At 70.8% G+C, this 24,607-nt stretch carries 23 protein-coding genes; 14 read left to right on the top strand and 9 right to left on the bottom strand.

The features are described 5' to 3' along the window. Nucleotides 1-87: 87 nt before the first annotated feature. The 3 genes from ACZ6KY_RS01320 to ACZ6KY_RS01330 are packed head-to-tail and all read left to right on the top strand — an operon-like array spanning nt 88 to nt 2,723. The gene (locus ACZ6KY_RS01320) at nt 88-879 is read left to right on the top strand and encodes an SDR family oxidoreductase (protein WP_469308232.1); all 792 of its coding nucleotides are present in this window, start codon (nt 88-90) and stop codon (nt 877-879) included. 15 nt (nt 880-894) lie between these two features. Then, nucleotides 895-1,512: a TetR/AcrR family transcriptional regulator gene (locus ACZ6KY_RS01325; RefSeq protein ID WP_469308233.1), complete on the top strand. Its 618-nt coding sequence runs from the start codon at nt 895-897 to the stop codon at nt 1,510-1,512. Between the two features lie 53 nt (nt 1,513-1,565). Next, entirely contained in the window at nt 1,566-2,723 is a 1,158-nt protein-coding gene (locus ACZ6KY_RS01330; protein WP_469308234.1) for an acetyl-CoA C-acetyltransferase, read from the top strand. A gap of 92 nt (nt 2,724-2,815) precedes the next feature. On the opposite strand, the gene ACZ6KY_RS01335 is transcribed toward ACZ6KY_RS01330, so the two are convergent. Genes ACZ6KY_RS01335 through ACZ6KY_RS01355 form a run of 5 tightly spaced genes read right to left on the bottom strand, consistent with a single transcriptional unit; the run spans nt 2,816 to nt 6,915 of the window. After that, nucleotides 2,816-3,457 (bottom strand): SIMPL domain-containing protein, encoded by a 642-nt coding sequence (locus tag ACZ6KY_RS01335; protein ID WP_469308235.1) that lies wholly within the window; start codon nt 3,455-3,457, stop codon nt 2,816-2,818. An 8-nt stretch (nt 3,458-3,465) separates the two neighbouring features. Continuing rightward, nucleotides 3,466-4,518 (bottom strand): NAD(P)H-dependent flavin oxidoreductase, encoded by a 1,053-nt coding sequence (locus ACZ6KY_RS01340; RefSeq protein WP_469308236.1) that lies wholly within the window; start codon nt 4,516-4,518, stop codon nt 3,466-3,468. Further along, a complete protein-coding gene (locus tag ACZ6KY_RS01345) occupies nt 4,518-5,303 on the bottom strand; it encodes a CoA-transferase subunit beta (RefSeq protein ID WP_469308237.1) in 786 nt (261 codons plus the stop codon). The genes ACZ6KY_RS01340 and ACZ6KY_RS01345 overlap by 1 nt, the downstream gene beginning before the upstream one ends. After that, a complete protein-coding gene (locus ACZ6KY_RS01350; protein WP_469308238.1) occupies nt 5,300-6,166 on the bottom strand; it encodes a CoA transferase subunit A in 867 nt (288 codons plus the stop codon). Before ACZ6KY_RS01350 ends, ACZ6KY_RS01345 begins: the two co-directional genes overlap by 4 nt. Then, entirely contained in the window at nt 6,163-6,915 is a 753-nt protein-coding gene (locus ACZ6KY_RS01355) for an enoyl-CoA hydratase family protein (RefSeq protein ID WP_469308239.1), read from the bottom strand. The genes ACZ6KY_RS01350 and ACZ6KY_RS01355 overlap by 4 nt, the downstream gene beginning before the upstream one ends. Before the next feature lie 121 nt (nt 6,916-7,036). Between ACZ6KY_RS01355 and ACZ6KY_RS01360 the strand changes: the two genes are divergently transcribed. Next, entirely contained in the window at nt 7,037-7,792 is a 756-nt protein-coding gene (locus ACZ6KY_RS01360; protein ID WP_469308492.1) for an SDR family oxidoreductase, read from the top strand. Further along, a complete protein-coding gene (locus tag ACZ6KY_RS01365; RefSeq protein ID WP_469308240.1) occupies nt 7,789-8,706 on the top strand; it encodes an SDR family oxidoreductase in 918 nt (305 codons plus the stop codon). Before ACZ6KY_RS01360 ends, ACZ6KY_RS01365 begins: the two co-directional genes overlap by 4 nt. 217 nt (nt 8,707-8,923) lie before the next feature. Here ACZ6KY_RS01365 and ACZ6KY_RS01370 read toward each other — a convergent pair whose 3' ends face one another. Beyond that, complete coding sequence (locus ACZ6KY_RS01370; RefSeq protein WP_469308241.1) at nt 8,924-9,670, bottom strand: ankyrin repeat domain-containing protein; 747 nt, start codon at nt 9,668-9,670, stop codon at nt 8,924-8,926. A gap of 115 nt (nt 9,671-9,785) precedes the next feature. Then, a complete protein-coding gene (locus ACZ6KY_RS01375; protein WP_469308242.1) occupies nt 9,786-10,679 on the bottom strand; it encodes a hypothetical protein in 894 nt (297 codons plus the stop codon). Between the two features lie 232 nt (nt 10,680-10,911). On the opposite strand from ACZ6KY_RS01375, the gene ACZ6KY_RS01380 reads away from it, so the two are divergent. From ACZ6KY_RS01380 to ACZ6KY_RS01410, 7 genes are all read left to right on the top strand, one after another. Continuing rightward, nucleotides 10,912-11,694 carry a serine protease gene (locus ACZ6KY_RS01380; protein ID WP_469308243.1) on the top strand — a complete coding sequence of 261 codons (783 nt, stop codon included), beginning with the start codon at nt 10,912-10,914 and terminating at the stop codon, nt 11,692-11,694. Nucleotides 11,695-11,949: 255 nt separating this feature from the next. Beyond that, complete coding sequence (locus ACZ6KY_RS01385; protein WP_469308244.1) at nt 11,950-12,405, top strand: GNAT family N-acetyltransferase; 456 nt, start codon at nt 11,950-11,952, stop codon at nt 12,403-12,405. An 80-nt stretch (nt 12,406-12,485) separates the two neighbouring features. Beyond that, a complete protein-coding gene (locus tag ACZ6KY_RS01390; RefSeq protein WP_469308245.1) occupies nt 12,486-12,830 on the top strand; it encodes a chorismate mutase in 345 nt (114 codons plus the stop codon). Nucleotides 12,831-13,023: 193 nt separating this feature from the next. Next, entirely contained in the window at nt 13,024-13,575 is a 552-nt protein-coding gene (locus ACZ6KY_RS01395) for a response regulator (RefSeq protein WP_469308246.1), read from the top strand. A gap of 84 nt (nt 13,576-13,659) precedes the next feature. Further along, complete coding sequence (gene pepN / locus ACZ6KY_RS01400; RefSeq protein WP_469308247.1) at nt 13,660-16,152, top strand: aminopeptidase N; 2,493 nt, start codon at nt 13,660-13,662, stop codon at nt 16,150-16,152. A gap of 218 nt (nt 16,153-16,370) precedes the next feature. Beyond that, a complete protein-coding gene (locus ACZ6KY_RS01405) occupies nt 16,371-17,732 on the top strand; it encodes a pyridoxal phosphate-dependent decarboxylase family protein (protein WP_469308248.1) in 1,362 nt (453 codons plus the stop codon). Then, nucleotides 17,729-19,174 carry a lysine N(6)-hydroxylase/L-ornithine N(5)-oxygenase family protein gene (locus tag ACZ6KY_RS01410; RefSeq protein WP_469308249.1) on the top strand — a complete coding sequence of 482 codons (1,446 nt, stop codon included), beginning with the start codon at nt 17,729-17,731 and terminating at the stop codon, nt 19,172-19,174. The genes ACZ6KY_RS01405 and ACZ6KY_RS01410 overlap by 4 nt, the downstream gene beginning before the upstream one ends. Before the next feature lie 217 nt (nt 19,175-19,391). Here the strand turns inward: ACZ6KY_RS01410 and ACZ6KY_RS01415 are convergent, their stop codons facing one another. Beyond that, on the bottom strand, nt 19,392-21,197 hold the full coding sequence (locus ACZ6KY_RS01415) for a bifunctional metallophosphatase/5'-nucleotidase (protein WP_469308250.1): 1,806 nt from the start codon (nt 21,195-21,197) through the stop codon (nt 19,392-19,394). Between the two features lie 138 nt (nt 21,198-21,335). Here ACZ6KY_RS01415 and ACZ6KY_RS01420 point away from each other — a divergent pair, with 138 nt between their 5' ends. After that, entirely contained in the window at nt 21,336-22,070 is a 735-nt protein-coding gene (locus ACZ6KY_RS01420) for an SIMPL domain-containing protein (RefSeq protein ID WP_469308251.1), read from the top strand. A 248-nt stretch (nt 22,071-22,318) separates the two neighbouring features. Next, nucleotides 22,319-23,755 (top strand): pyruvate kinase, encoded by a 1,437-nt coding sequence (gene pyk, locus ACZ6KY_RS01425; protein WP_469308252.1) that lies wholly within the window; start codon nt 22,319-22,321, stop codon nt 23,753-23,755. A 28-nt stretch (nt 23,756-23,783) separates the two neighbouring features. Here the strand turns inward: pyk and ACZ6KY_RS01430 are convergent, their stop codons facing one another. Beyond that, entirely contained in the window at nt 23,784-24,575 is a 792-nt protein-coding gene (locus tag ACZ6KY_RS01430; RefSeq protein WP_469308253.1) for a helix-turn-helix domain-containing protein, read from the bottom strand. Between the last annotated feature and the right edge of the window lie 32 nt (nt 24,576-24,607).

Raw genomic sequence — 24,607 nt, forward strand, 5'->3', positions numbered from 1 at the left:
GGACGGGGCTCGGGGTGGGGTTTCGGGGTCGGGCTCGGGGTGACGACAAGCTTCCCTAACAAGTGTTTGGTAGGTTAGCTTGGAGTCATGAGCGACGTCGAGAGTCCGGCGTACGTACCCGGGCACGGGCTGCTGAAGGGCCGCACCGCCGTCATCACCGCCGCCGCGGGCGCCGGCATCGGCGGGGCCACGGCACGCCGGTTCCTGGAGGAGGGCGCGCGCGTCCTGATCGGCGACGCGCACACCCGTCGGCTCAAGGAGACCGCCGAGACCCTGGCCGCGGAGTTCGGCCCCGGCAAGGTGAGCGCACTGCCCTGCGACGTCACCGACGAGGACCAGGTCCAGGCCCTCTTCGACACCGCCACCGACCTCCACGGCCGACTGGACATCGTCGTCAACAACGCGGGCCTCGGCGGCACCTCACCCCTCGTCGACATGACCGACGAACAGTGGTCCAAGGTCCTCGACGTGACACTCAACGGCACGTTCCGCTGCACCCGCGCCGCGCTGCGCCGGCTCAAGGAGCGCGGCCACGGCGGAGTCGTCGTCAACAACGCCTCCGTCGTCGGCTGGCGCGCCCAGTCAGGACAGGCCCACTACGCCGCCGCGAAGGCAGGCGTCATGGCGCTCACCCGCTGCGCCGCGATCGAGGCCGCCGCCTACGGGGTACGGGTCAACGCCGTCTCGCCCAGCCTCGCCATGCACCCCCACCTGGTGAAGGTCACCACCCCCGAACTGCTGGAGGAACTCACCGCCCGCGAGGCCTTCGGCCGGTACGCCGAACCCTGGGAGGTGGCCAACGTGATCGTGTTCCTCGCCTCCGGCTACTCCTCGTACCTGACCGGCGAGGTCGTGTCCGTGAGCAGCCAGCACGCATGAGACGACAATGACCGTGTGCCTACCAAGAAGAAGCCCCAGGTGACCGCCACCCCGGAGCGCCGCCGCGAACTGCTCGGCACCGCCGCCGAGGTGTTCGCCGAACAGGGCTACAACGCCACCACCGTACGCAGGATCGCGGACGAGGCCGGGATGCTCGCGGGCAGTCTCTACTACCACTTCGACTCCAAGGAATCGATGCTGGAGGAGATCCTGCGGACCTTCCTCGACGAGCTCTGGGACGGCTACGACACCGTCCTTGACGCCGGACTCGGCCCCCGGGAGACCCTGGAGGCCCTGGTCACCGAGTCCTTCCGGGAGATCGACCGGCACCGCGCGGCCGTCGCGATCTACCAGAAGGAGGCCCGGCACCTCGCCGCCCAGGAACGCTTCGCCTTCCTCGCCGAGTCCCAGCGCAACTTCGAGAAGGCGTGGCTGAGCACCCTGGAACGCGGAGTCGACGCCGAGGTCTTCCGGGCCGACCTCGACATCCGGCTCACCTACCGGTTCGTGCGCGACACCGTGTGGGTCGCCGCCTCCTGGTACCGGCCCGGCGGTCAGCACAGCCCGGAGGAGATCGCCCGGCAGTACCTGTCGATGGTGCTCGACGGCATCTCCGTCCGCAAGGAGCCGTAAGCGATCCACGCGCGATCCACGCGCGAACCACCCATGTCCGCGAGGGAGTCGTCATGGCCGAGGCCTACATCGTCGAAGCGGTCCGCACGCCCGTCGGGCGGCGCGGGGGAGGGCTGAGCGGGGTCCACCCGGCCGACCTCGGCGCGCATGTGCTCAACGCCCTGGTCGAACGGTCCGGCGTGGACCCGGCGGCCGTCGAGGACGTCGTCTTCGGCTGCCTGGACACGGTCGGGCCGCAGGCCGGGGACATCGCCCGCACGAGCTGGCTGGCGGCCGGGCTGCCCGAGGAGGTGCCGGGCGTCACCGTCGACCGGCAGTGCGGGTCCTCCCAGCAGGCCGTGCACTTCGCCGCCCAGGGCGTCCTGTCCGGCACCCAGGACCTGGTCGTCGCCGGCGGCGTGCAGAACATGAGCCAGATACCCATCGCCTTCGCCTCCCGCCGGGCCGCCGAACCGCTCGGCCTCACCGAGGGCCCCTTCGCGGGCAGCGAGGGCTGGCGCGCACGCTACGGAGACCGCCCTGTCAACCAGTTCCACGGCGCCGAACTCATCGCCGCCAAATGGGGCATCAGCCGCCGCGACCAGGAGGAGTTCGCCCTGCGCTCCCACCAGCGGGCGATCCGCGCCGCAGACGAGGGCCGCTTCGCCCGCGAGACCGTCGCCCACGGCGACGTCACGGTCGACGAGGGGCCGCGCCGGGACACCACCCTGGAGAAGATGGCGGCCCTGAACCCGGTCGTCGAGGGCGGCACCATCACCGCCGCCTGCTCCTCCCAGGTCTCCGACGGCGCCGCCGCGATGCTGCTCGCCTCCGGACGGGCGGTCCGCGAACACGGCCTGACCCCCCGCGCCCGCGTCCACCACCTCTCGGTACGCGGCGAGGACCCGATCCGGATGCTCTCGGCCCCCATTCCCGCCACCGCGTACGCCCTGAAGAAGACCGGCATGTCCATCGGCGACCTCGATCTCGTCGAGATCAACGAGGCGTTCGCCCCGGTCGTCCTCGCCTGGCTCAAGGAGACCGGCGCCGACCCGGAGAAGGTCAACGTCAACGGCGGCGCCATAGCCCTCGGCCACCCCCTCGGCGCCACCGGCGTGCGCCTGATGACGACCCTGCTGCACGAACTGGAGCGCACCGGCGGCCGGTTCGGCCTCCAGACGATGTGCGAGGGCGGCGGCCAGGCGAACGTGACGATCATCGAACGGCTCTGACGAGGCCGGTGCGCGGCGTGGTCCCCCGCCCGTGCCGGGCACTGCCGCCTCGCGAACCCGAGGCCCCGGGAGGCGTGCTTCCCGGACGGACGTCAGCCGCCGAGCGAGAAGCCCAGCAGGACACCGGCGTGGACCTCGACCATGCCTGGGGCCAGGTCGCCCTCCGAGCTGCCACCGCCGCCGCCGTGACCCCGATGGCCGCGGAACTCCCAGGACTCCGCGTCCACATCCTGCACATGGAGGACCGTCCCCAGCGAGACGCCCGCCGCCTCCGCGTACACCGTGGCCTTGCGGCGGGCCGCAGCGACAGCCCTGCGCCGTGCCTCGTCCCGCATCGCGGGCTTGTCGAGCACGTCGAAGGTGACCTCGTCGACACGGTTGGCGCCCGCGTCGACCGCGTCCACGATGAGCTGCTGAAGATCGTCGACCGCTTCGATCTCGATCATGTACGACGCCTGGCAGCGGTAGCCGAGGAACTTGCGGCCCGCTCCGTACCCGTCGTACTCGGAGTTGAGCTTCAGCTTGGAGCCGGAGACCGAGGCGTCCGGTATGCCGTGCCGGCGCACGGTCTCGCGCAGCAGGGACACCGCCGTCCCCGCCTTGTGGAACGCCTCGTCGGGCGAGGGCTCCTGGACGTCCACGGCCAGCTTCACCCGCACCAGCTGCGGTTCGGCTCGTACGCTTCCGGCGCCGAAGACGCTGAGGCCCCACGGCTCTCTGATCGACTGATTCATTCGCGCATTCAATCACCCCTGATTGCAAGGACGTTGAGGGTTTCCCGGGCCTCGGCCATCACCCGCTCGACCAGTTCCGCGCACGACGGCAGATCCTCGATCACCCCCGCGACCTGTCCCGACGCCATCACGCCGAGATCCGTCCGGCCGTCCACCATCGACGCCTTGAGGAGCATCGGCGTGTTGGCGGCGAGCAGGACCTGACTCCAGGACAGGTCCCTGCCGTGCTTCATGGCGAGGCCGTCGCGGATCATCCGGGACCAGGACAGCCCGGAGATCCGCCGGAATCCGGCCGCGCGGCGCACGGCCTGGACGAATGCCCTCGTACGGCCCGCACTCTCCAGGGCGTCGACGAGCTCACTGCGCAGCATGCGGTGCGGCAGCCCGTCGACGGCCGTCGTCACCGTGATGTCCTTCACCGTCGCCGCCAGGTACCTCGCCTTCACCGCCTCGGGGACGGTCGAGTCGGAGGTCAGCAGGAAACGCGTGCCCATCGCGATGCCCGCCGCCCCGTAGGCCAGCGCCGCCACCAGCCCCCGCCCGTCGTGGAAGCCGCCCGCCGCCACCACCGGGATGTCCACGGCGTCCACCACCTGGGGCAGCAGCACGCTCGTCGCCACCTCCCCGGTGTGCCCGCCGCCCTCGCCGCCCTGCACGATCACCGCGTCGGCCCCCCAGGCGGCCACCTTCTCGGCGTGCCGCCGGGCGCCGACGGACGGCACGACGATCACCCCCGCCTCCTTCAGCCCGGCGATCAGTTCACGGGAAGGGGCGAGCGCGAACGACGCGACGCGCACGCCCTCCTCCACGATGATCCGCACGCGGTCGCCCGCGTCCCCCGCGTCGGCGCGCAGATTCACGCCGAAGGGCCGGTCCGTACGGGACTTGACCTCCCGCACCGCGTCGCGGAGCTGGTCGAGTGTCATCGTCGCCGAGGCCAGGATGCCCAGCGCGCCCGCGTTCGCCGTCGCCGAGACCAGCCGGGGCCCCGCCACCCAGCCCATGCCGGTCTGCACGATGGGATGCCGGACACCGACGAGCCCCGTCAACGCGGTCTCCATCAGCGCCCACCCCCACGCGAACCGGGCACGTCCCGGTCCCGTTCCCCGCTCTCCGGATCGGGCACCTCCCGGTTCCGCAGGCCCTTCGGGTCGATCACCGCGCGGATCAACTCCAGCTCCTCCGCCGACGGTTCGCGGGTGAACGGGACCTCGTCCGGGACCGTCAGCTCGAAGCCCGTCGCCTCCTGGACCTGCTCGGCGGTGACGCCCGGGTGCACGGACACCAGCCGCATCGAGTGGTCGGGCGTCGCGAAGTCGAGGACGGCGAGGTCGGTCACCACCCGGGGGAGGCGATGGAAGCGGGTGGCGCTCGGGCCCGCGGCGGCGGCCCGGTCGTACCCCACCCCGCACACCATGTCGACCCGCTCCACGAAGACGCGCGGGGAATGTCTCGGGATCCAGTAACTGGTCGGATTGTTCAGGGTGTTGACCGGAGCGCCGCGCACGCCGAGGAGCTGGCGCCGGGGCCGGGACCAGTCGCCGACGCACGAGATGTTCTGGTTGCCGAACCGGTCGATCTGGCTCGCGCCCATCATCACGTGCCGCCGCCCGCCGGTCACCGCCGTCAGATGTCTGCGGTACGGCAGCCAGCCCTCCGGGGTGCCGTCGAGGCCGACGAGCAGCGCCTCGCCGTCGGTCAGCATCAGGTCGGGCGAGAAGGTGCGCCGGGCCAGCCGGGCGCCGATGGACGGGATCAGGCCCATGGGACTGGCGAGCACCTCGCCGTTGTCCCGCCAGGCCTCGGCACAGGCGATCACGCAGTACTCGGCTCGACCGGCGTTCACTGGTCCCGCTCCTTCCGCCAGGCCTGGACGGCGCTCTGATAGGCGTGCTCGCCGCCGCCGAGGAACCGCTCGGCGAACTCGGCGTACGGCGTGGTCGCGTACAGCTTCTGGAAGGCCTCGTCCCGCCCGTAGTCCGGGACGCACGAGGTGAAGTGCGCGCCGTTCGGTGTCTCCACGACGCCCGTCACGGACGACCGCTGGAGCAGCAGGGTCTGCGGCGCGGCCTCCTTGGTCAGCTCCGCCGTGTCGACGATCCGCTCGCAGGAGACGTACGCCGTGTCCGCGGCCTCGCAGAACAGGTCGTCGAAGTACGGGTCCGGGCCCAGGTACTGCCCGTTGCCCAGCCGGTCCGCCCGGTTCATGTGGACCAGGGCCGCGTCCAGGCGCAGCGCGGGCATCGCGACGAGTTCCTCCCGTATCCCCGATCCCGGGTCGGGATACGGTGAAGTGACCGTCCGCAGGCCCGGGTTGACCCGCATCACGTCCGAGCCGAGCCCCGCGCGAACCGGCAGGAACGGCAGCCGGTTCGCCGCCGCGTGCAGCCCCCACATGAACATCGCCTCGTCCACCTCCGTCAGCTCGAACGCGCCGCGCTCGCGGGCCGCCCGGTAGTGCGGTTCGAGCGGGATGGAGTCCAGCGTCGCGAACGCGGTGACGAGCGTGCGGATCCGTCCGGCCGCGGCGAGCAGGCCGACGTCCGGGCCGCCGTACGCGACGACGGTGAGATCGGTGATCCCGGTGCGGAGCAGTGCTCTCACCAGGGCCATCGGCTTGCGGCGCGAGCCCCAGCCGCCGATGCCCACGGTCATCCCGCTCTCCAGCCGGCCGACGACGTCCTGCGCCGACATGGTCTTGTCGCTCACCGGGGTGCCTCCTTGCCGAAGGTGTCGCGGACGCGGTCGGCCACGCCGGCGAGATTGGCCTCGAAGGTGAAGCCCTGCTCGAAGCGGTAGCTGCGGCGCACGTCGACGGGATCGATGCCGTTGATGGCGGCCTTGGCGAGCCGGATGAGCTGTCCGTCCTTGGCCGCTATCTCGCGCGCCAGCTCCAGCGCCGCCGCCCGCAGTTCCTCGCGCGGCACGACCCTCCACACCGAGCCGTGCGTGTGCAGCTCGGCCGCGGTCGCCGCGCGCGAGGTGTAGTACAGGGCGCGCATCAGATGCTGGGGGACGAGACGGGCCAGATGCGTGGCCGCGCCGAGCGCGCCCCGGTCCAGCTCGGGCAGACCGAAGGTGGCGTCCTCGCTCGCCACGATCGCGTCCGCGTTCCCCACCAGCCCTATGCCGCCGCCCAGGCAGAAGCCGTGCACCGCCGCGACCACGGGCACCTCGCACTCGTACACCGCCGCGAAGGCCTCGGCGCAGCCGCGGTTGGCGCCGATCAGCGCGCCATGACCGGTGGTGTCGCGCTGCATCTCCTTGATGTCGACGCCCGCGTTGAAACCGCGTCCCTCGGCTCCGAGGACGACGCAGCGGGTCCCGGGGTCGCGGCCCGCCGCGCGCACGGCGTCGGCGAGGTCGAACCAGCCCCGCACCGGCAGCGCGTTCACCGGCGGGAAGTCGACCGTGACGACGGAAATCCCCTTTTCCGGGGACGAGGTGGAGACACCCATGGGCACATCAGCTACCTTTCCACCAAACGTTTGTTAGGTGTGATGCGAAGCTAGCAGCGATCGCGGCCGCGCGGGAGGCCCTGTGGACAACGCGGACACCACGGATCGGCCGGGCGCCGCCGTGGACCTCGGCGGCCGGACCGTCGTCGTCACCGGCGGCACCCGAGGCGTCGGAGCGGGCATCGCGCGGGCCTTCGCCCGGGCCGGCGCGCACGTCGTGGTCTGCGCCCGCCGGCCACCCGAAGTCCCCCTGGAAGAAGCCGACTTCGCCCCCGTCGACCTGCGCGACCCCGCCGCCGTACGGGCCTTCTTCGACGCCCTGCCCCGGCTCGACGTCCTGGTCAACAACGCGGGCGGCGCCCCCTACCGCCCCCTCGCCGAGGCGGACGCCGAGCGGCACGCCCGGGTCATCGAACTCAACCTCACCGCCCCGCTCACCGCGTCGGTCGCCGCGTACGAACACCTCAGACGGGCCCGGGGCTCCATCGTGATGATCGGCAGCGTGAGCGGATCGCGCCCCTCGCCGGGTTCGGCGGCCTACGGCGCGGCGAAGGCGGGACTGGAGAACCTGGCCCGTTCGATGGCCGTCGAGTGGGCGCCCGAGATCCGGGTCAACACCCTGGTCGTCGGCATGGTCCGCACCGAACTGGCCCATCTGCACTACGGCGGCGAGGACGGCGTCGCCGCCGTAGCCCGCACCGTCCCGCTGGGCCGCCTCGCCCGGCCGTCCGACGTCGGCGCCGCCGCCGTCTTCCTCGCCTCCGACGCCGCCGCGTACATCAGCGGCGCCTCGATCCTCGTCCACGGAGGCGGCGAGCGGCCCGCCTTCCTCGACGCGGCCACCGCCAACAAGGACCAGCAGGGAGAACCGGGATGAGCGCACGATTGCTGTGTGAGGGGCGGGTCGTGATCGTCACCGGCGCGGGCCGCGGGCTCGGCAGGGCGCACGCGCTGGCCTACGCCGCCGAGGGTGCCCGGCTCGTCGTGAACGACCTCGGCGTCGGCCTCGACGGCACCCCCGCACCGGACAGCCCGGCCCGGCGGGTGGCCGAGGAGATCCGCACGGCGGGCGGCGAGGCGGTGGCGCACGGCGGTGACATCGCGACGGCCGAGGGCGCCGCCTCCGTCGTCCGCGCCGCCCTGGAGACGTACGGGCGTCTCGACACGCTCGTCAACAACGCCGGGTTCCTGCGCGACCGGATGCTGGTCAACCTCGGCGAGGACGACTGGGACGCCGTGATGCGGGTCCACCTGAAGGGGCACTTCCTGCCGCTCCAGCAGGCGGCGGCGCACTGGCGGGCCGAGGCGAAGGCGGGCCGCGCGCCCGACGCCCGGGTCGTCAACACCAGCAGCGGGGCGGGCCTGCTGGGGTCGGTCGGGCAGGGTAACTACAGCGCCGCCAAGGCCGGCATCGTCGCTCTGACGCTGGTCGCGGCGGCCGAGATGGGACGGTACGGCGTCCAGGTCAACGCCATCGCCCCGGCCGCCCGCACCCGGATGACCGAGCGGACCTTCGCCGACACCATGTCCGCCCCCGGCGGCGGATTCGACGCCATGGCCCCCGGCAACGTCTCGCCGCTGGTCGTCTGGCTCGGTTCGGCCGCGAGCGCCGGGGTCACCGGCCGCGTCTTCGAGACCGAGGGCGGCCGGATCACCGTGATGGAGGGCTGGCGCCCGGGCCCGAGCGCCGACAAGGGGGCCCGGTGGACCCCGGCGGAGGCAGGCGAGACGGCCCGGAAACTCCTGACGGAGGCGGAGACTCCGGGGGCGGTGTACGGCGGCACACCGTAGGACGCTCGGCGCATCCCGCCCGTCAGGTCGCCCGTCCCGGGGTGGGCGCCGCGGGTGGCGCGGGTGGCGTGGCGCCGGACGTGCAGGCGGTGCAGGGTGGCGTGGCGCGGGAGGTCCGGGGGGCGCGGGAGGAGCGGGCGGTGTCGGCCGTACGGGCGGGCGGTGCCCGCTCGCCGGACGGCGTGCGCGCGGCCGTACCGCCCACGGGCCCCGGCGTTCAGCGTCCGGGGCGTGTCGTGCTCGCCTTCAGCACGGTGACGATCTCCGCGTGGCCGGTCTGGAGGTCGTCGCCGGCGAAAGGACGGCCAACGGCGTCCAGAAGCTGGACCTCGATGGTGATGCCCTCGGGGGACGGATGGCGGTGGGTGACCGAGCGGTGGCCGGGGCCGTGCGTGCGGGCGAGGCCCGCCAGGACTTCGGTCTCGATGCCCACGCCGAGCAGACGGCGGGCCTCCGCCAGCGCCTCGCCCCGGGCGCCCGCCCCGTGCGCGAGCAGGGCCCGTACACAGCCCGCCGAGCCCCGGTGCGCGGCCGTCACCAGCGGGGGTTCGCCCGCAGGTCCCGGCCGGTCGGGGTCCGCGCCCGCCATCAGGAGCGCCTCCGCCACGGTGGTGTGCCCCCTCCGCAGCGCCCAGGTCAGCGCGGTGAAACCGAACGCCTCAACGGTGTCCGGGTTCGCCCCGGCCGCGAGCAGCGCGCGCACCACCTCCGTGTGACCACCGCAGGCCGCGCCGCACAGCGGAGCGTCCGTACCCAGGCTGAGGCGGTCGGGGTCGGCGCCCGCGGCCAGCAGCAGCCGTACGATGCCGGGCCGGTCGCTCACCGCCGCCAGATACAGGGCGCTCTGGCCGTCCTCGTCGACCGCCTCCGCGCTCACTTCGGCGCGCAGCAGCCGTACGACCGCGTCCTCGTCCCCCTCGTACACGGCGGGGAAGAGTCCCGCGGTGGGGTCGTTCGTGCTCATCCTTCGACCCTCGCTCGCCACGGACACGCGAGGCAAAGACTTTTGGGGTGTTCTGCCTCACCACCGTCACCCCTGGGACGCGCTCCCTCCCCGTGGGCCGCACACGGCGCGTCCGTTACGTGTCGCACTCCAGCACCGTCCGGCACAGCGCGCAGCGTGCCCGCACCCGGCCGCGTACCGGCACCCTGATGCGCTGGTGGCAGGTCGGGCACGGGAAGGACACGCGCAGCGGGCCGCGGTCGTCGGGCGCGAAGACGTAGGGGACGCCGGAGTGGTCGGGGGTGTGGTGGTCCTGGGCGTGGCGGCGGTCCCTGGCATAGCGGCGACGGCCCGCCCAGCCCGCCGCTGTCAGCGGGGGCTGCTGCTCGTCACGGCGCGCCTGCGCCATGCCCTTGGTGTACGCGGTGTACGCCTGCGGGCTGGTGAACCACACCGAGGGGTCCTCACCGAAGACCAGGGCGCGCTTGGCGAGGACGTAACCGAACTCCTCGGGGGTCAGATAGCCGAGCTTCTGCGAGGACGCGCCGTCCTCGCGGAAGGCGTCGAGGAGCAGCCAGCCCGCGCCGAGGTAGGCGGCGGCGGTGTCGGTGAGGATCTCGTTGTCGCGCGTTCCGGGGAACGCGAGGTCGAGGCGGTGCAGATAGACGTGCATCACCTCGTGCGCGAGGGCGGCGCCGATGTCCCTGCGGTGGGTGCGGAAGCGGTCGTTGAGCTCGATGAAGTACTCGGGTCCCGCGGCGAGTTCGACATGCGCCGCGTGGGTCATCTCGCGGAAGCCGACGATCATCCGGGCGTCCGGCAGCCGGTAGTGCCGCACCATCTCGCGGGCCACGCGCTGGGCGCCCAGATGCAGGTCGTCGACGTCGGCGAAGGCCACGTCGGTGGGGGCCACGCTGGTCGCGAAGGTGTGGACGGTGTCGTACGAGAGCCGCTTGTAGAGCGCGGTGATCGACGCCCGCACCGTGTCCAGATGCGGGTAGCCGTGCTCGACGGGTCCGCCGTTCGCCACGCCCGCACCCCCAGAAGACGCCGGAACTCCTCTCCACTGTAAGCGGGGTTCCTCCCGGCGGCGGGGGAGCGGAGGCGCGGAGCGGGACGGGCGGGGCGGCTGCTGGCCGGAATGCCGCTCTTGCCCGGTACGGCGGCCTGTCCCCATACTCCCCACCAGCTTGGCAGGAGCATGCCATGAGGCGTTTTCTGTGCGCCTGCCCTGCGGACAACCCCCCACGAAAGGAAGCGCGTTGAAGTCTCCCAAGAAGCTCGGCGTCATCAGAAGACTGCTCGCCGTCGCAGCCGTCGCACTCGCCGCCGTCTCCCTCCAGCCGCTGTCCGCACACGCCGCACCCGCACCCGTCGTCGGCGGCACGCGCGCCGCCCAGGGCGAGTTCCCGTTCATGGTCCGCCTCTCCATGGGCTGCGGCGGAGCCCTCTACACCAAGAGCATCGTCCTGACCGCCGCGCACTGCGTGAACGGCTCGGGCACCAACACCTCCATCACCGCCACCGCCGGCGTCGTCGACCTGCAGAGCGGCAGCGCCGTCAAGGTCAAGTCCACCAAGGTGCTCCAGGCCCCCGGCTACACCGGCAAGGGCAAGGACTGGGCCCTCATCAAACTCGCCAAGCCCGTCGAGCAGCCCACCCTGAAGATCGCCACCGACACCGCCTACAACAACGGCGACTTCACCGTCGCCGGCTGGGGCGCCACCCGCGAAGGCGGCGGACAGCAGCGCTACCTGCTCAAGGCCACCGTCCCCTTCGTCGACGACGCCACCTGCCAGCAGGCGTACGGCAGCGACCTCGTCCCCAGCGACGAGATCTGCGCCGGATTCGTCACCCAGGGCGGCGTCGACACCTGTCAGGGCGACTCCGGCGGTCCCATGTTCCGCAAGGACGCCACCGGCGCGTACCTCCAGGTCGGGATCGTCAGCTGGGGCCAGGGCTGCGCGGAGCCCGGATACCCCGGCGTGTACAGCGAGGTCTCGACCTTCGCCGCCGACATAGCCAGGGCAGCCGCCGGCCTCTGACCCCGCCGGCCGTCCCACCAGCACCAGCACCAGCACCATCATCACCACCAGCGGCGCCCGCGACCCCGGTCGCGGGCGCCCGCCCCGCGGTACCGCGCCCGGAGAAGCCGACGACCCGCGCGGAACGCGGAGTACGCGCGCGGCGCACGGACAGCCGGCGGGCGACGCACGGACAGCCGGCGCGCGGCGCACGGACAGGGGCGGGCGGGGAAACGAACTCGTCACCAACGCCCCGGCGTCGGCATACTCGCCGCCATGACCAGCCGACACCACCAGCCCGTCACCGCGTCGTTGCTGATCGGCGCCAAGGACGCCGCCCTGCAACAGCGGCTCGACGACGAACTCACCGCCTTCAACGCGAAGGCGACCGGTGCCGGAGACCCCGAGCCGCTCTCGGTCAAGGTGACCGACGCCGGCGGAGAACTCGTCGGCGGACTCACCGCCTGGGTATGGGACAGCTGCTGCGCCGTCGACATGCTCTGGGTACGGGCCGACCAGCGCCACGCGGGCTGGGGCGGCAAGCTGCTCCGGGCGGCCGAGGAGGAGAGCGTACGGCGCGGCTGCACCGAGATGATCGTCTCCTCGTTCACCTTCCAGGCCCCCGACTTCTACCGAGGGCACGGCTACCGCGAGACCGGCCGCACGGACGGCATCCCGGGCGGGCACCAGGACGTGCACTTCCACAAGGTGCTCACCGGCCCACGACCGTAAGGACCTCCCCCTTCGGCGCGGTCCCGCCGGACGGTGCCGCCCATGATCGCGCCCCCGCGGGCCACGTACGCTTGGATGTCATGAGCACCAGCAAGCCCCAGGAAGTCGATCCCGCCGTCCGCACGGAGCTCGCCCGCCTGCGCGACAGCATCGACAACATCGACGCCGCCGTCGTCCACATGCTCGCCGAGCGCTTCAAGTGCACCCAGCAGGTCGGTCACCTCAAAGCGGCCCACCAGCTGCCGCCCGCGGACCCCTCCCGCGAGGCGCACCAGATCTCCCGGCTCCGCAGCCTCGCCGAGAACGCCAAGCTGGATCCGGCCTTCGCCGAAAAACTGCTGAATTTCATCATCGCCGAGGTCATCAGGCACCACGAGCGCATCGCGGACGACGCGGGCACCGTCACGGCCGACCCGGGGGAGTGACACCGGGGGCCCACGGCGGGCATCCTGCGCTGTGCACTCCCGCACACTTCCCGCCCAACAAGCAACGCCCGTGGGCGCCGTCGAGCACGCCACGCCCGTCCTCGACGGCGAGCACCTCCGCCACCACCACGGGCCCGCGTCGTGCGTCCGTACGGGCATAAGCTGGTATGCCCAAACGAGGGGACGTCGGGCCATGCCGTCGGATGCCAAGATCCTCATCGTCGACGACCACGAGGACACCCTGTACGCCCTGGAGAGCGCCCTGGCCCCGCTCGGCCACCGGGTCGTGCTCGCCACCGGCGGCGACGAGGCGCTCAAGGAACTCCTGCGCGGCCAGGTCGCCCTGCTCCTCCTCGACGTACGCATGCCCGGCGTCAGCGGCCTCGACGTCGTCCGCTACATGCGGCGCCTGGAACAGACCCAGCACATCCCCGTCATCCTGCTCACCGGCTTCGGCCCGGACGCCGGACTCACCGCCACCGCCTTCGCCCTCGGCGTCGCCGACCTCCTCATGAAACCCGTCGACCCCTGGGCCCTGCGCACCAAGGTCCGCTACCTGTACGAAGCCCAGCGCCGCCACCAGGCCCTCGAAGCGGAACTGCGCGAACTGCGCGCCCTCGTCAAAGAACACACCTCCGACCCGGCCCTCGCACACCCCGACGGACGCGTCCCCGGCCGGCGCCGGCCCGAGCAGGCCCCGCACGAGCCGCAGGAGAACCGGCTGGAACAGGGCCGCGCGCCGTAACCGCACCCCGTGACCGGGTGGCCGCAATGCGCACATACCGGACCGCCCCTGTGTCCTGTCCGCACCATCGGGCAGCATGTCCTCATGTCCGTACTGACGCGCGACGAAGCGCAGACCCGTGCCAAGCTCCTCGACGTCCACCACTACGGGATCGAACTCGACCTGACCGGAGGGGACGAGACCTTCGACTCCCTCACCGTCATCCGGTTCACCACCCGCGCCGACGCGGACACCTTCGTCGAGATGAAGCCCGCCGAACTGCGCTCCGTCACCCTCGACGGCCGGCCCCTCGACCCCGAGACCCTCGACGAGAACCGGCTGCCCCTCAAGGGCCTCACCGCCGGCGAACACGAACTCCGCGTCGACGCCGTCATGCGCTACTCCCGCACCGGCGAGGGCATGCACCGCTTCACCGACCCCACCGACGGCGAGACCTACCTCTACACCCAGCTGTTCATGGAAGACGTCCAGCGCGTCTTCGCCGCCTTCGACCAGCCCGACCTCAAGTCCGTCTTCGAGCTCTCCGTCACCGCCCCCGAAGGCTGGACCGTCCTCGCCAACGGCATCACCGAACACCTCGGCGACGGCCACTGGAAAGCCGCCCCCACCCCCCTCGTCTCCACCTACCTCGTCGCCGTCGCCGCCGGCCCCTGGCACTCCGTACGCACCGAGCACAGCGGCCTCCCCTTCGGCCTCCACTGCCGCCGCTCCCTCGCCCCGTACCTGGACGCCGACGCCGAGGAGATCCTCGACATCACCCGCGCCTGCTACGACCGCTACCACGAGAAGTTCGACGAGCCCTACCCCTTCGACTCCTACGACCAGGCGTTCGTCCCCGAATTCAACGCCGGCGCCATGGAGAACCCCGGCCTCGTCACCTTCCGCGACGAATTCATCTACCGCTCCGCCGTCACCGACACCGAGCGGCAGACCCGCGCCATGGTCATCGCCCACGAAATGGCCCACATGTGGTTCGGCGACCTCGTCACCCTGCGCTGGTGGGACGACATCTGGCTCAACGAGTCCTTCGCCGAGTACATGGGCTACCAGACCCTCACCGAAGCCACCCGCTTCAACGACACCTGGGTCGACTTCGGCGTCGCCCGCAAGTCCTGGGGCTACGACGCCGACCAGCGCCCCTCCACCCACCCCGTCGCCCCCGACCCGGACGCCGTCCCCGACACCGCGTCCGCCATGCTCAACTTCGACGGCATCTCCTACGCCAAGGGCGCCTCGGCCCTGCGCCAACTCGTGGCCTGGCTCGGCGAGAAGGACTTCCTCGCCGGCATCAACACCCACTTCGCCCGCCACAAGTTCGCCAACGCCACCCTCGCCGACTTCATCGACAACCTCGCCTCCGCCACCGAACGCGACGTCCACGCCTGGGCCGACGCCTGGCTGCGCACCACCGGAGTCGACACCCTCAGGCCCGAGATCACCGAAGCCGACGGCCAATGGCACCTCACCGTCGACCACCAGGGCAGCCGCCCCCACCGCATCACCGTCGGCGCCTACGACACCGTCCCCGGCGAGGACAACAGGCTGACCCTGCGCGAACGCTTCGAACTCGACGTCCCCCAGAGCGACTCCGCCGAACCCCGCCCCGGACGCCGCCCCGACCTGCTCCTCCTCAACGACGGAGACCTCACCTACGCCAAGGTCCGCTTCGACACCAAGTCCTTCCAGACCGTACGAGCCGCCCTCTCCGGCCTCCCCGACCCCCTCACCCGCGCCGTCGTCTGGAACGCCCTGCGCGACGCCGTACGCGACGGCGAACTGCCCGCCGGCGCCTACATCGAGGCCGCCCGCACCCACCTGCCGCACGAGACCGACCTCGCCCTCGTCCAGGGCATCCTGTCCTTCGCGACCCTCCACGTCGCCGACCGGTACCTGCGCCCCGAGGAGCGGCCCACCGCCCTCGCCACCCTCACCGACCTGTGCCGCGACCTCATCCGCCGCACCGAGGACGGCTCCCACCCCGGCCTGCGCCTCACCGCCGTACGCCACCTCATCGACGTCGCCGCCCACCCCGACACCATCAGCGCCTGGTTCTCCGAGGGCACCGTCCCCGGCGGACCCGAACTCGACCCCGAACTGCGCTGGCGCATCCTCGGCCGGCTCTCCGTCCTCGGCGCCGTCGACGACGCCGTGATCGACGCCGAACTCGTCCAGGACCCCAGCGCCACCGGCCAGGAAGGCGCCGCCCGCTGCCGCGCCGCCCTGCCCGACCCACAGGCCAAACGCGCCGCCTGGGACGCCATGTTCGCCACCGACGACCTCTCCAACTACCTGTTCACCGCCACCGCCCAAGGCTTCTGGCAGCCCGAACAGACCGACCTCGTCCGCGAGTACGTCGAGCGCTACTGGCCCGACGCCGTGGCCGTCGCCGAGCGACGCGGCCCCGCCATGGCCGAAGCCGCCGGCCGCTGGGCCTTCCCCGCCTACGCCGTCGCCCCCGACACCCTCGCCCTCGGCGAGACCTGCCTGAGCGACGCCGACCCCATCCCGGCCCTGCGCCGCAAACTCACCGACCAACTCGATGACCTCGCACGGGCGTTGAAGGTGAGGCAGGCCTAGACACCACCCCGCCACCAAGGACGCGAACCCGAACGCCGGACGGCTGCACGCAGCCCTCCGGCGTTCCGCGAACCGGCCCGAGACCGATCCCGCCCCCCACATTTCCTCCGTACGGCAGTACCCCCGCCCGGCTCGAATCGTTGTCCTTGGCGGGCGCACCTGCCCAAAACGCGTACACGCCGGGAACGAACCCGCCGCGCGTCCACCGGAGGACACCCATGAGCACGCCGCCCCTCGCCTCAGGTCCCCAAGGCCCCCACGCACTGCGGCCGTTGCTCGACACCGTCCTCCACGCACTCGCCGAAGGCACCGCCGCCCGCGGAGGACCCCTCCCCGCCGGAGGACCCGAACACGTCGCCCGACGCCTGCGCGCCGCCCTCGGCGACCCCCTGCCCCACCACGGCAGCCCCGACGCCCTGCACACCCTCGTACGCGCACTCGCCGAAGGCGCCGCCGACCCCGCCGACCCCCTCTGCGCAGCCCACCTGCACTGCCCACCCCTCGCCGTCGCCACCGCCGCCGACCTCGCCGCCAGTGCCCTCAACCCCTCCCTCGACTCCTGGGACCAGGCCCCCGCCGCCTCCGAACTCGAAACACTCGTCACCCGGGCCCTCGCCCACCAGGTCTACGACACCCAGGGCGACGCCCTCATCACCACCGGCGGCACCGAGTCCAACCAACTCGCCCTCCTCCTCGCCCGCGAGACCCACACCGGCGTCCAACTCGTCTGCGGGGCCAACGCCCACCACTCCCTCCACCGCGCCGCCTGGCTCCTCGGCCTCCCCGAACCCGTCGTCGTCCCCGCACCCGCAGGCACCCTCGACCCCGCCGCCCTCGACAGCGCCCTCACCGACCTGCGCGGCCCCCTCCTCGTCGCCGCCACCGCCGGAACCACCGACGCGGGACTCATCGACCCACTGCCCGACATCGCCGAAATCTGCGCCACCCACGGCGCCCGCCTCCACATCGACGCCGCCTACGGCGGAGGCCTCCTCTTCAGCGACCGGCACCGCGCCAAACTCGACGGACTCGCCCGCGCCGACACCGTCACCCTCGACCTGCACAAACTCGGCTGGCAGCCCGTCGCCGCCGGACTCCTCGCCGTACGCGACCCCGCCGACCTCACCCCACTCGGACACCGCGCCGACTACCTCAACGCCGACGACGACACCGAAGCGGGCCTCCCCGACCTGCTCGGCCGCTCCCTGCGCACCACCCGCCGCCCCGACATCCTCAAAATCGCCGTCACCCTCAAAACCCTCGGACGGCACGGCATCGGCGAACTCGTCGACCAGGTCTGCGCCCACGCCCAACAACTCGCCGACCTCATCGCCGCCCACCCCGGCTTCGAGCTCCACGACCGACCGGCCATCAGCACCGTCCTGTTCCGGCCCACCGGCGCCACCGACGACACCGTCGCCGCCGTACGCCGCACCCTCCTGAACGAAGGACGCGCCGTCCTCGGCCGCGCCACCCTCGACGGCCGCCGCTGGCTCAAAGCCACCCTCCTCAACCCCCACACCCGGCCGGGCGACCTGGCCACGCTCCTGAAACTGGTGGAAGGACACACCCCCCAATGAGACCGTCACCCCACCCCCAGCGTCCCGCCGCCGACACACCCCGCGACCTGGTGGGCATCGGCATCGGCCCCTTCAACCTCTCCCTCGCCGCCCTCGCCCAGCCCCTCACCGAACTCGACACCGTCTTCTACGAACAACGCCCCGGCTTCGACTGGCACCCCGGCCTGCTCATCGACGGCGCCACCCTCCAAGTCCCCTTCCTCGCCGACCTGGTGACCCTCGCCGACCCCACAAGCCCCTGGTCCTTCCTCAACCACCTCAAGGACCGCGACCGCCTCTTCCCCTTCTACTTCGCCGAGCGCTTCCACATCCAGCGCGCCGAATACGACGCCTACTGCCGCTGGGTCGCCGACAACCTCCCCGGACTCCACTTCGCCCACCAGGTCGACGCCGTCCGCTGGAACCCCGAAGTCGACCTCTTCGAAGTCGACTTCACCAGACTCGACCCCAACGGCGAAGCCCAAGCCTTCGGCCGCTCCCACACGCGCAACATCGTCCTCGGCGTCGGCACCGCCCCCCACATCCCCGAACCGCTCAAACCACTCGTCGAAGCCCCCGGCGTGCCCGTCATCCACGCCGCCGACTACCTCAAACACCGCGACCGGTTCCTCACCGCCGAACACATCACCGTCATCGGCGCCGGCCAGTCCGGCGCCGAAGTCTTCCTCGACCTCCTCCGCAACCGCCCCACCGGAAAAGAAAAAATCCACTGGCTCGCCCGCACCGAGGCGTTCGCACCCATGGAGTACTCCAAACTCGGCCTCGAACACTTCACCCCCGACTACACCCGCTACTTCCACGCCCTCACCGAACCCGTCCGCGACCGGCTCGTCGCCGCCCAATGGCAACTCCACAAAGGCATCGACGCCGACACCATCGCCGCCATCCACGACGAGCTCTACCGCCGCACCCTCCACGGCGGCTGGCCCGACGCCGTCCTCACCCCCGCCGTCACCGTCCGCACCGCAGGACGCATCGCCACCACCAAGATCGAACTCCACCTCGAACACGGCCAGCAGGGCACCCGCTCCCGCCTCACCACCAACGCCGTCGTCCTCGCCACCGGCTACCGCGAACGCCCCATCGCCCCCCTCCTCGCCGGACTCGACCCCTACCTGCGCCGCGACAACTCCGAACGCCCCGACATCGACGACCAGTTCCGCCTGATCCTCGACCCCAGCGTCACCGGCCGCGTCTACGTCCAGAACGCCGAACTCCACACCCACGGCGTCGGCGCCCCCGACCTCGGCCTCGCCGCCTGGCGCAGCGCCACCATCCTCAACTCCCTCACCGGCAAAGACCCCTACCCCCTCCCCGGCCGAACCGCCTTCACCACCTTCGGCCTCGAACAGACCCCCCGCGTCCCGAACGCCCGCCAAGCCCAGGAAACCCGGACACTCACCCCGCTCGTACCGTTGATCCCTCTGGTCGAGGGGAGATGAGGAAACGGCGGCCAGGACGGCCCCACCGGTGCGAACGCCCGCAGGCTCGCCGGCCTGAACACCCTTAAGGCCGGGCCCGCCCGCCGCAGACCCGCAGTGCCCGCACCCGCAGACCCGCAGTGCCCGCACACCCGTGACGCCGAATCCGCAGGACCCAACGACAACGGCGCCGACGCGAGAAACCGCGCCGACGCCGTGAAACCCAACCCGCCCCGCCCTAGAACACCGGCGAACCCTCCCGCGTCAACCTCCAGTCCACCGAAGCGAACTCCTTCGGGTCCAGCACACCCTTCGCCGTCACCCACTCCGCGATCCGCGTCCGGATCTCCGTCGACTCCGACCACACCTCGGCCGCCGACGCCACATGCGGAAACGCACCGCCGCCATTCGCACGGTAGTTGTTCACCGCGAACACGAACTGCTGAGCGTCATCCAGCGCCGCACCCTGGTACGTCAGGTTCCTGATCCGCGAACCCTCCGCCTGCGCGATGTCGATGTCGTACCGCAGCCCCGACACATAGTCGTAGTTGTAGTCCGGCCGGTTGTTCGCGTTCGTCAGCCTCTCCGTGTCGACCACCGCACCCGCGGCCGTCCGCACGAAATAGCTCGCCGAATACTCCAGGTACGCCCGCACCTGCGCACCCGACAACACCTTCGCCACCAACGTGTTGTCGTACACATACAGGCCCGACAGATCCCGGATCGTCACATCACCCACCGGAATCTCCGACGTCCGCGAGAACGGCGACGCCTGTGCGATCACCGGCAGCGACGCGTACCGCGTCCCCACCAACGCCGCCCGGACCACATCCTCCTGAACCCGGGTGATCAGATCGATGATCGGCGCGTCCTTGAACCGCGCCTCCACCGTCGTCAGCGTGTCCGTCGCCGTACCGACCACCTGATTGACGTACGCCACCACCACGTCGTGCTCGTCCTTCAGCAACCGCGTGATCCTCGGATCATCCGCCACCGCGTTCGAGTTGCGCACCGACGCCGCCACCGACTCGACCGTCCAGCGCCCCTTCTCGAAGACCAGCCCGAAGTCGAACACCGACAACCGCTCCGCGTACGCCAACGGCTCCGACAACACCACCGTCTTCCCCGACGCCGCGTTCGTCACCTTCAACTCCGGTATCTCCAGATGCGCGTGACCCACCAGGATCGCGTCGATCCCCGGCACCCGCTCCGCCACCAGCGCCGCCGAATTCTCCGGATACGGCAACTGGCCACCGTACGAAGACGCCCCCGACGCACCCGAATGCGCCGACACGACCACCACGTCCGCACCCATCGACCGCAGCCTCGGCACCCACTTCGCCGCCTGCTCCTCAAGACCCGGGAACGTCAACTTCCCCCGCACATAAGCCTTGTCCCAGATCGCGATACCCGGGTTCGTCAGACCCAGCACCGCCACCCTCACCGGCGGAGCACCGTGAACGCGGAACTCCTTCATGAAATACGGAGGGAACGCCGGCCTCAGCGTCCTCGCGTCCAGCGCGTTGGCACCGAGAAGCGGGAAGTGACACTGCGACTCGAACTTCCGCAGCGTCTCGATGCCGTAGTTGAACTCGTGATTCCCCAGCGCCACCGCGTCATAGCCGATCGCGTTCATCGCCCGCGCCATCGGATGCACCGGACCACCCTCGGCGGTGATCGGATCCACCTTCGCGTAGTAGTACGTCAGCGGAGTCCCCTGGATCGTGTCACCCGCGTCGACGAGCAGCGTGTTGCAACGGCCCTTCTCCGCACGGATGTTGTCCACCAGTGTCGAGATCCGCGCCAGACCCTGCGCGTTACCCGCCTTGTCCGCGTACTCCGCGTCCTTGAAGTAATCCCAGTTGAACACGTGACCGTGCAGATCGGTCGTCCCCATCACCGTCAGCTCGTACCGCTTCACGGGCCTGCCACCCCTCCTCGCCTCCGCGGCCTGCGCCGCCGGAGCCGCGCCCGCACCCGCGAGCGCCACCCCCGCACCTGTAACAGCGGACTTCTTCAGGAACTTCCGGCGGTTCAAAGACATGTCTCGAACTCCTCGGGAAAAGGTCAACGACGCGCGTAGATTCTGGCCCAACACCCGCCCCCACAACAGGCCCTGAAGGTTTCCATCCGATGACCCGACAGCGCCGCACACTCCCCGCCCAGTGACAGAGTGGGACGTATGACCCCCAACACCGACCCCACCACCCGACAAACCCAACCCGCCGTCCCCTACGGCACCCCCGACACACCCCGCATCGCCGTCCGAGGCGAAGCCCACCTCGAAGTCGACCCCGAAATCGCCCGCATCGGCATCTCCGTCACCGCCCGCGGCAAAGACCGCCGCGAAGCCCTCGCCGACCTCACCCGCCGCAACACCCTCGCCCTCGACCTCGTCAAAACCTACGGCGACGCCGTCGAACACCTCGAAACCGGCGCCTTCACCATCAGCCCCGAACTCGGCCGCCACGGCCGCGGAGAACGCGTCCGCACCCACCACGGCCACGTCCACATCACCGCCGAACTCAACGACTTCACCGCACTCGGCGAACTCACCACCGCCCTCGCCGACCTCGACCTCACCCGCGTCGACGGCCCCTGGTGGTCGCTCCGCCCCACCTCACCCGCCCACCGCACCGCACGCCAGCAAGCCGTCCGCGAAGCCGTCCAACGCGCCCGCGAATACGCCGAAGCCCTCGACACCACCCTCACCGCCCTCGTCGAACTCGCCGACATCGGCGCCGAAGAAACCCACCGCCACACCCCCACCGCCCAAGCCACCCGCTCCCGGCGCGCAGCCGCCCCCGGAGCGGCACCCTTCGAGGACGAACCCGCCCCCCTCGACCTCGAACCCCAACGCCAACACGTCCACGCCCAGGTGAACGCCCGCTTCACCATGGCGCCACCACGGCTCTAGCCACTCATGAAACCGTCACGGAAAGTCACCAGCCGACTCTTCCACGCACCCACCGCACCCACCGCACAGCCGGACGGATACTGGACGGACGCGGGCAGATAAATGCACCAGTCGCACCGGACCCCATTCTGCTCATCGGAGCACCCCGGCGCACAATTCAACAGTTGTCAATAACCCTTCACGCAAAGGTTGTTGAGTAGTCATGCGCGACCAATTCTCTACCGACCGGTAAGGCCTAGGCTCGAATCATGCGCCGAGCAAAGATCGTCTGTACCCTGGGCCCCGCCACCGACTCGTACGACCAGATCAAAGCCCTGGTCGAAGCCGGAATGGACGTAGCCCGCTTCAACCTCAGCCACGGCACCCACGCCGACCACGAGGAGCGCTACCGACACGTGCGAAAGGCCTCCGACGAGACCGGCCGCAGCGTCGGAATCCTCGGCGACCTTCAAGGCCCGAAGATCCGACTCGGCCGCTTCACCGAAGGCCCCGTACTCCTTGAACGCGGAGACACCTTCACCATCACCGTCGAAGAAGGCGCCGAAGGAGACCGCGAACACTGCGGAACCACCTACGACGGACTGGCAGCCGACGTCACTCCCGGTGAACGCATCCTCGTCGACGACGGCAAAGTCTGCCTCGAAGTCACCACCGTCGACGGCCCCCGCGTCCACACCACCGTCATCGAAGGCGGCATGGTCTCCGACCACAAAGGCCTCAACCTCCCCGGCGTCGCCGTCTCCGTCCCCGCCCTCTCCGACAAGGACGAGGACGACCTCCGCTGGGCCCTGCGCACCGGCTTCGACGTCATCGCCCTCTCCTTCGTCCGAAGCGGCAAGGACATCGACGACGTCCACCGCATCATGGACGAAGAAGGCCGCCGCCTCCCCGTCATCGCCAAGGTCGAAAAACCCCAGGCCGTCGACAACATCGACGACATCGTCGCCGCCTTCGACGGCATCATGGTCGCCCGCGGCGACCTCGGCGTCGAAATGCCCCTGGAGCAGGTCCCGATCGTCCAGAAGCGCGCCATCAAACTCGCCAAGCGCAACGCCAAGCCGGTCATCGTCGCCACCCAGATGCTCGACTCGATGATCGAGAACTCCCGCCCCACCCGCGCCGAGGCCTCCGACGTCGCCAACGCCGTCATCGACGGCACCGACGCCGTCATGCTCTCCGGCGAGACCAGCGTCGGCAAATACCCCATCGAGACCGTCAAGACGATGTCCCGCATCGTCGAAGCGGCCGAAGAGGACATCCTCGCCAAGGGACTCCCGCCCCTCACCGAACGCAACAAACCCCGCACCCAGGGCGGCGCCGTCGCCCGCGCCGCAGCCGAAATGGGCGACTTCCTCGGCGCCAAGTTCCTCGTCGCCTTCACCCAGTCCGGCGACACCGTCCGCCGGCTCTCCCGCTACCGCTCCCCGATCCCCCTCCTCGCCTTCACCCCCACCCCCGCCACCCGCTCCCAGCTCAACCTCACCTGGGGCGTCGAGACCTTCCTCGGCCCCCATGTCGACTCCACCGACGCCATGGTCGACCAGGTCGACGAACTCCTCCTCAAGTACGGCCGCTGCGCCAAGGGCGACATCGTGGTGATCACCGCGGGCTCCCCGCCCGGAGTCTCCGGGTCCACCAACCTGGTCCGCGTCCACCACGTCGGCGAGGACGACAGCCCCAAGTAACCGGCAGAGGGGCCTTCTCCGTCGCCGGTCAGTACTTGGGGCCGACGTGGGTGTCCATGAGGGCAACTGAGGCCTTCTTGGCGACCGAGATGTTGTACGGGTTCCCGTGGCGGGTGCAGTGCGTCCAGTCGATGCCGAGCTTGTCCAGGGTGTCGGTGAAGAACTGCCTGATGTCGTCGGAGACATTCGTGAAGAAGTACCGGGGGTACTCGTAGCGCTTGCGCTCACCGCCGACGAGTCGGGTCGTCCAGTTGGTGATGCGACACCCGTCGGAGTGGATGAGCCCCCGGACGAATTCCCAGGGGTGGGCGTCGACGATCTCCTGCTGCCAGAGTTCGAGGACGATCGGGCGTTCGTGCTTCTTGCCGGGGCCGTGCTGGGGGAAGAGGCAGTCAAGGTGCTTGAAGTACACCTTGATGTTATGCGCGCCCTTGGTTCGCACGCGGCACGTGGCGTTGTTGGGGAACAGGGTCCGCAGAGCGCGTTCCGCGCTGTCCTGGATACCGGGCCATGCGTCATCGAGAGTGATCATGAGGCTGGGCACTTTGTGCTTCGCGTAGTGGCTGATGTGCCCGTCGCCCAGGTACAGGCCGAGGAGATAGCTGTACGAGGCATGGTCGAGGTCGCGCCCGTCGCACCTCGGGCACAGAAGTGACGGGCGAACGGTGACCGGCTCGCCGCGTTTCACTCGGTCTACGTGCTTCCAGTAGCTGATCGTGCCCAGCGGAACGCTGAACCTTCGCGCCACTTCAGTGTTCCTGGCGCCGCCGCGCAGCAGGCTGAGTGCCTTCTGTCGTACTTCTGTGCCATGAGCGTTCATGTGAGCACTGTGTGTCACTGATCGCTACCGTG

The organism is Streptomyces sp. NPDC042002, assembly GCF_055588305.1.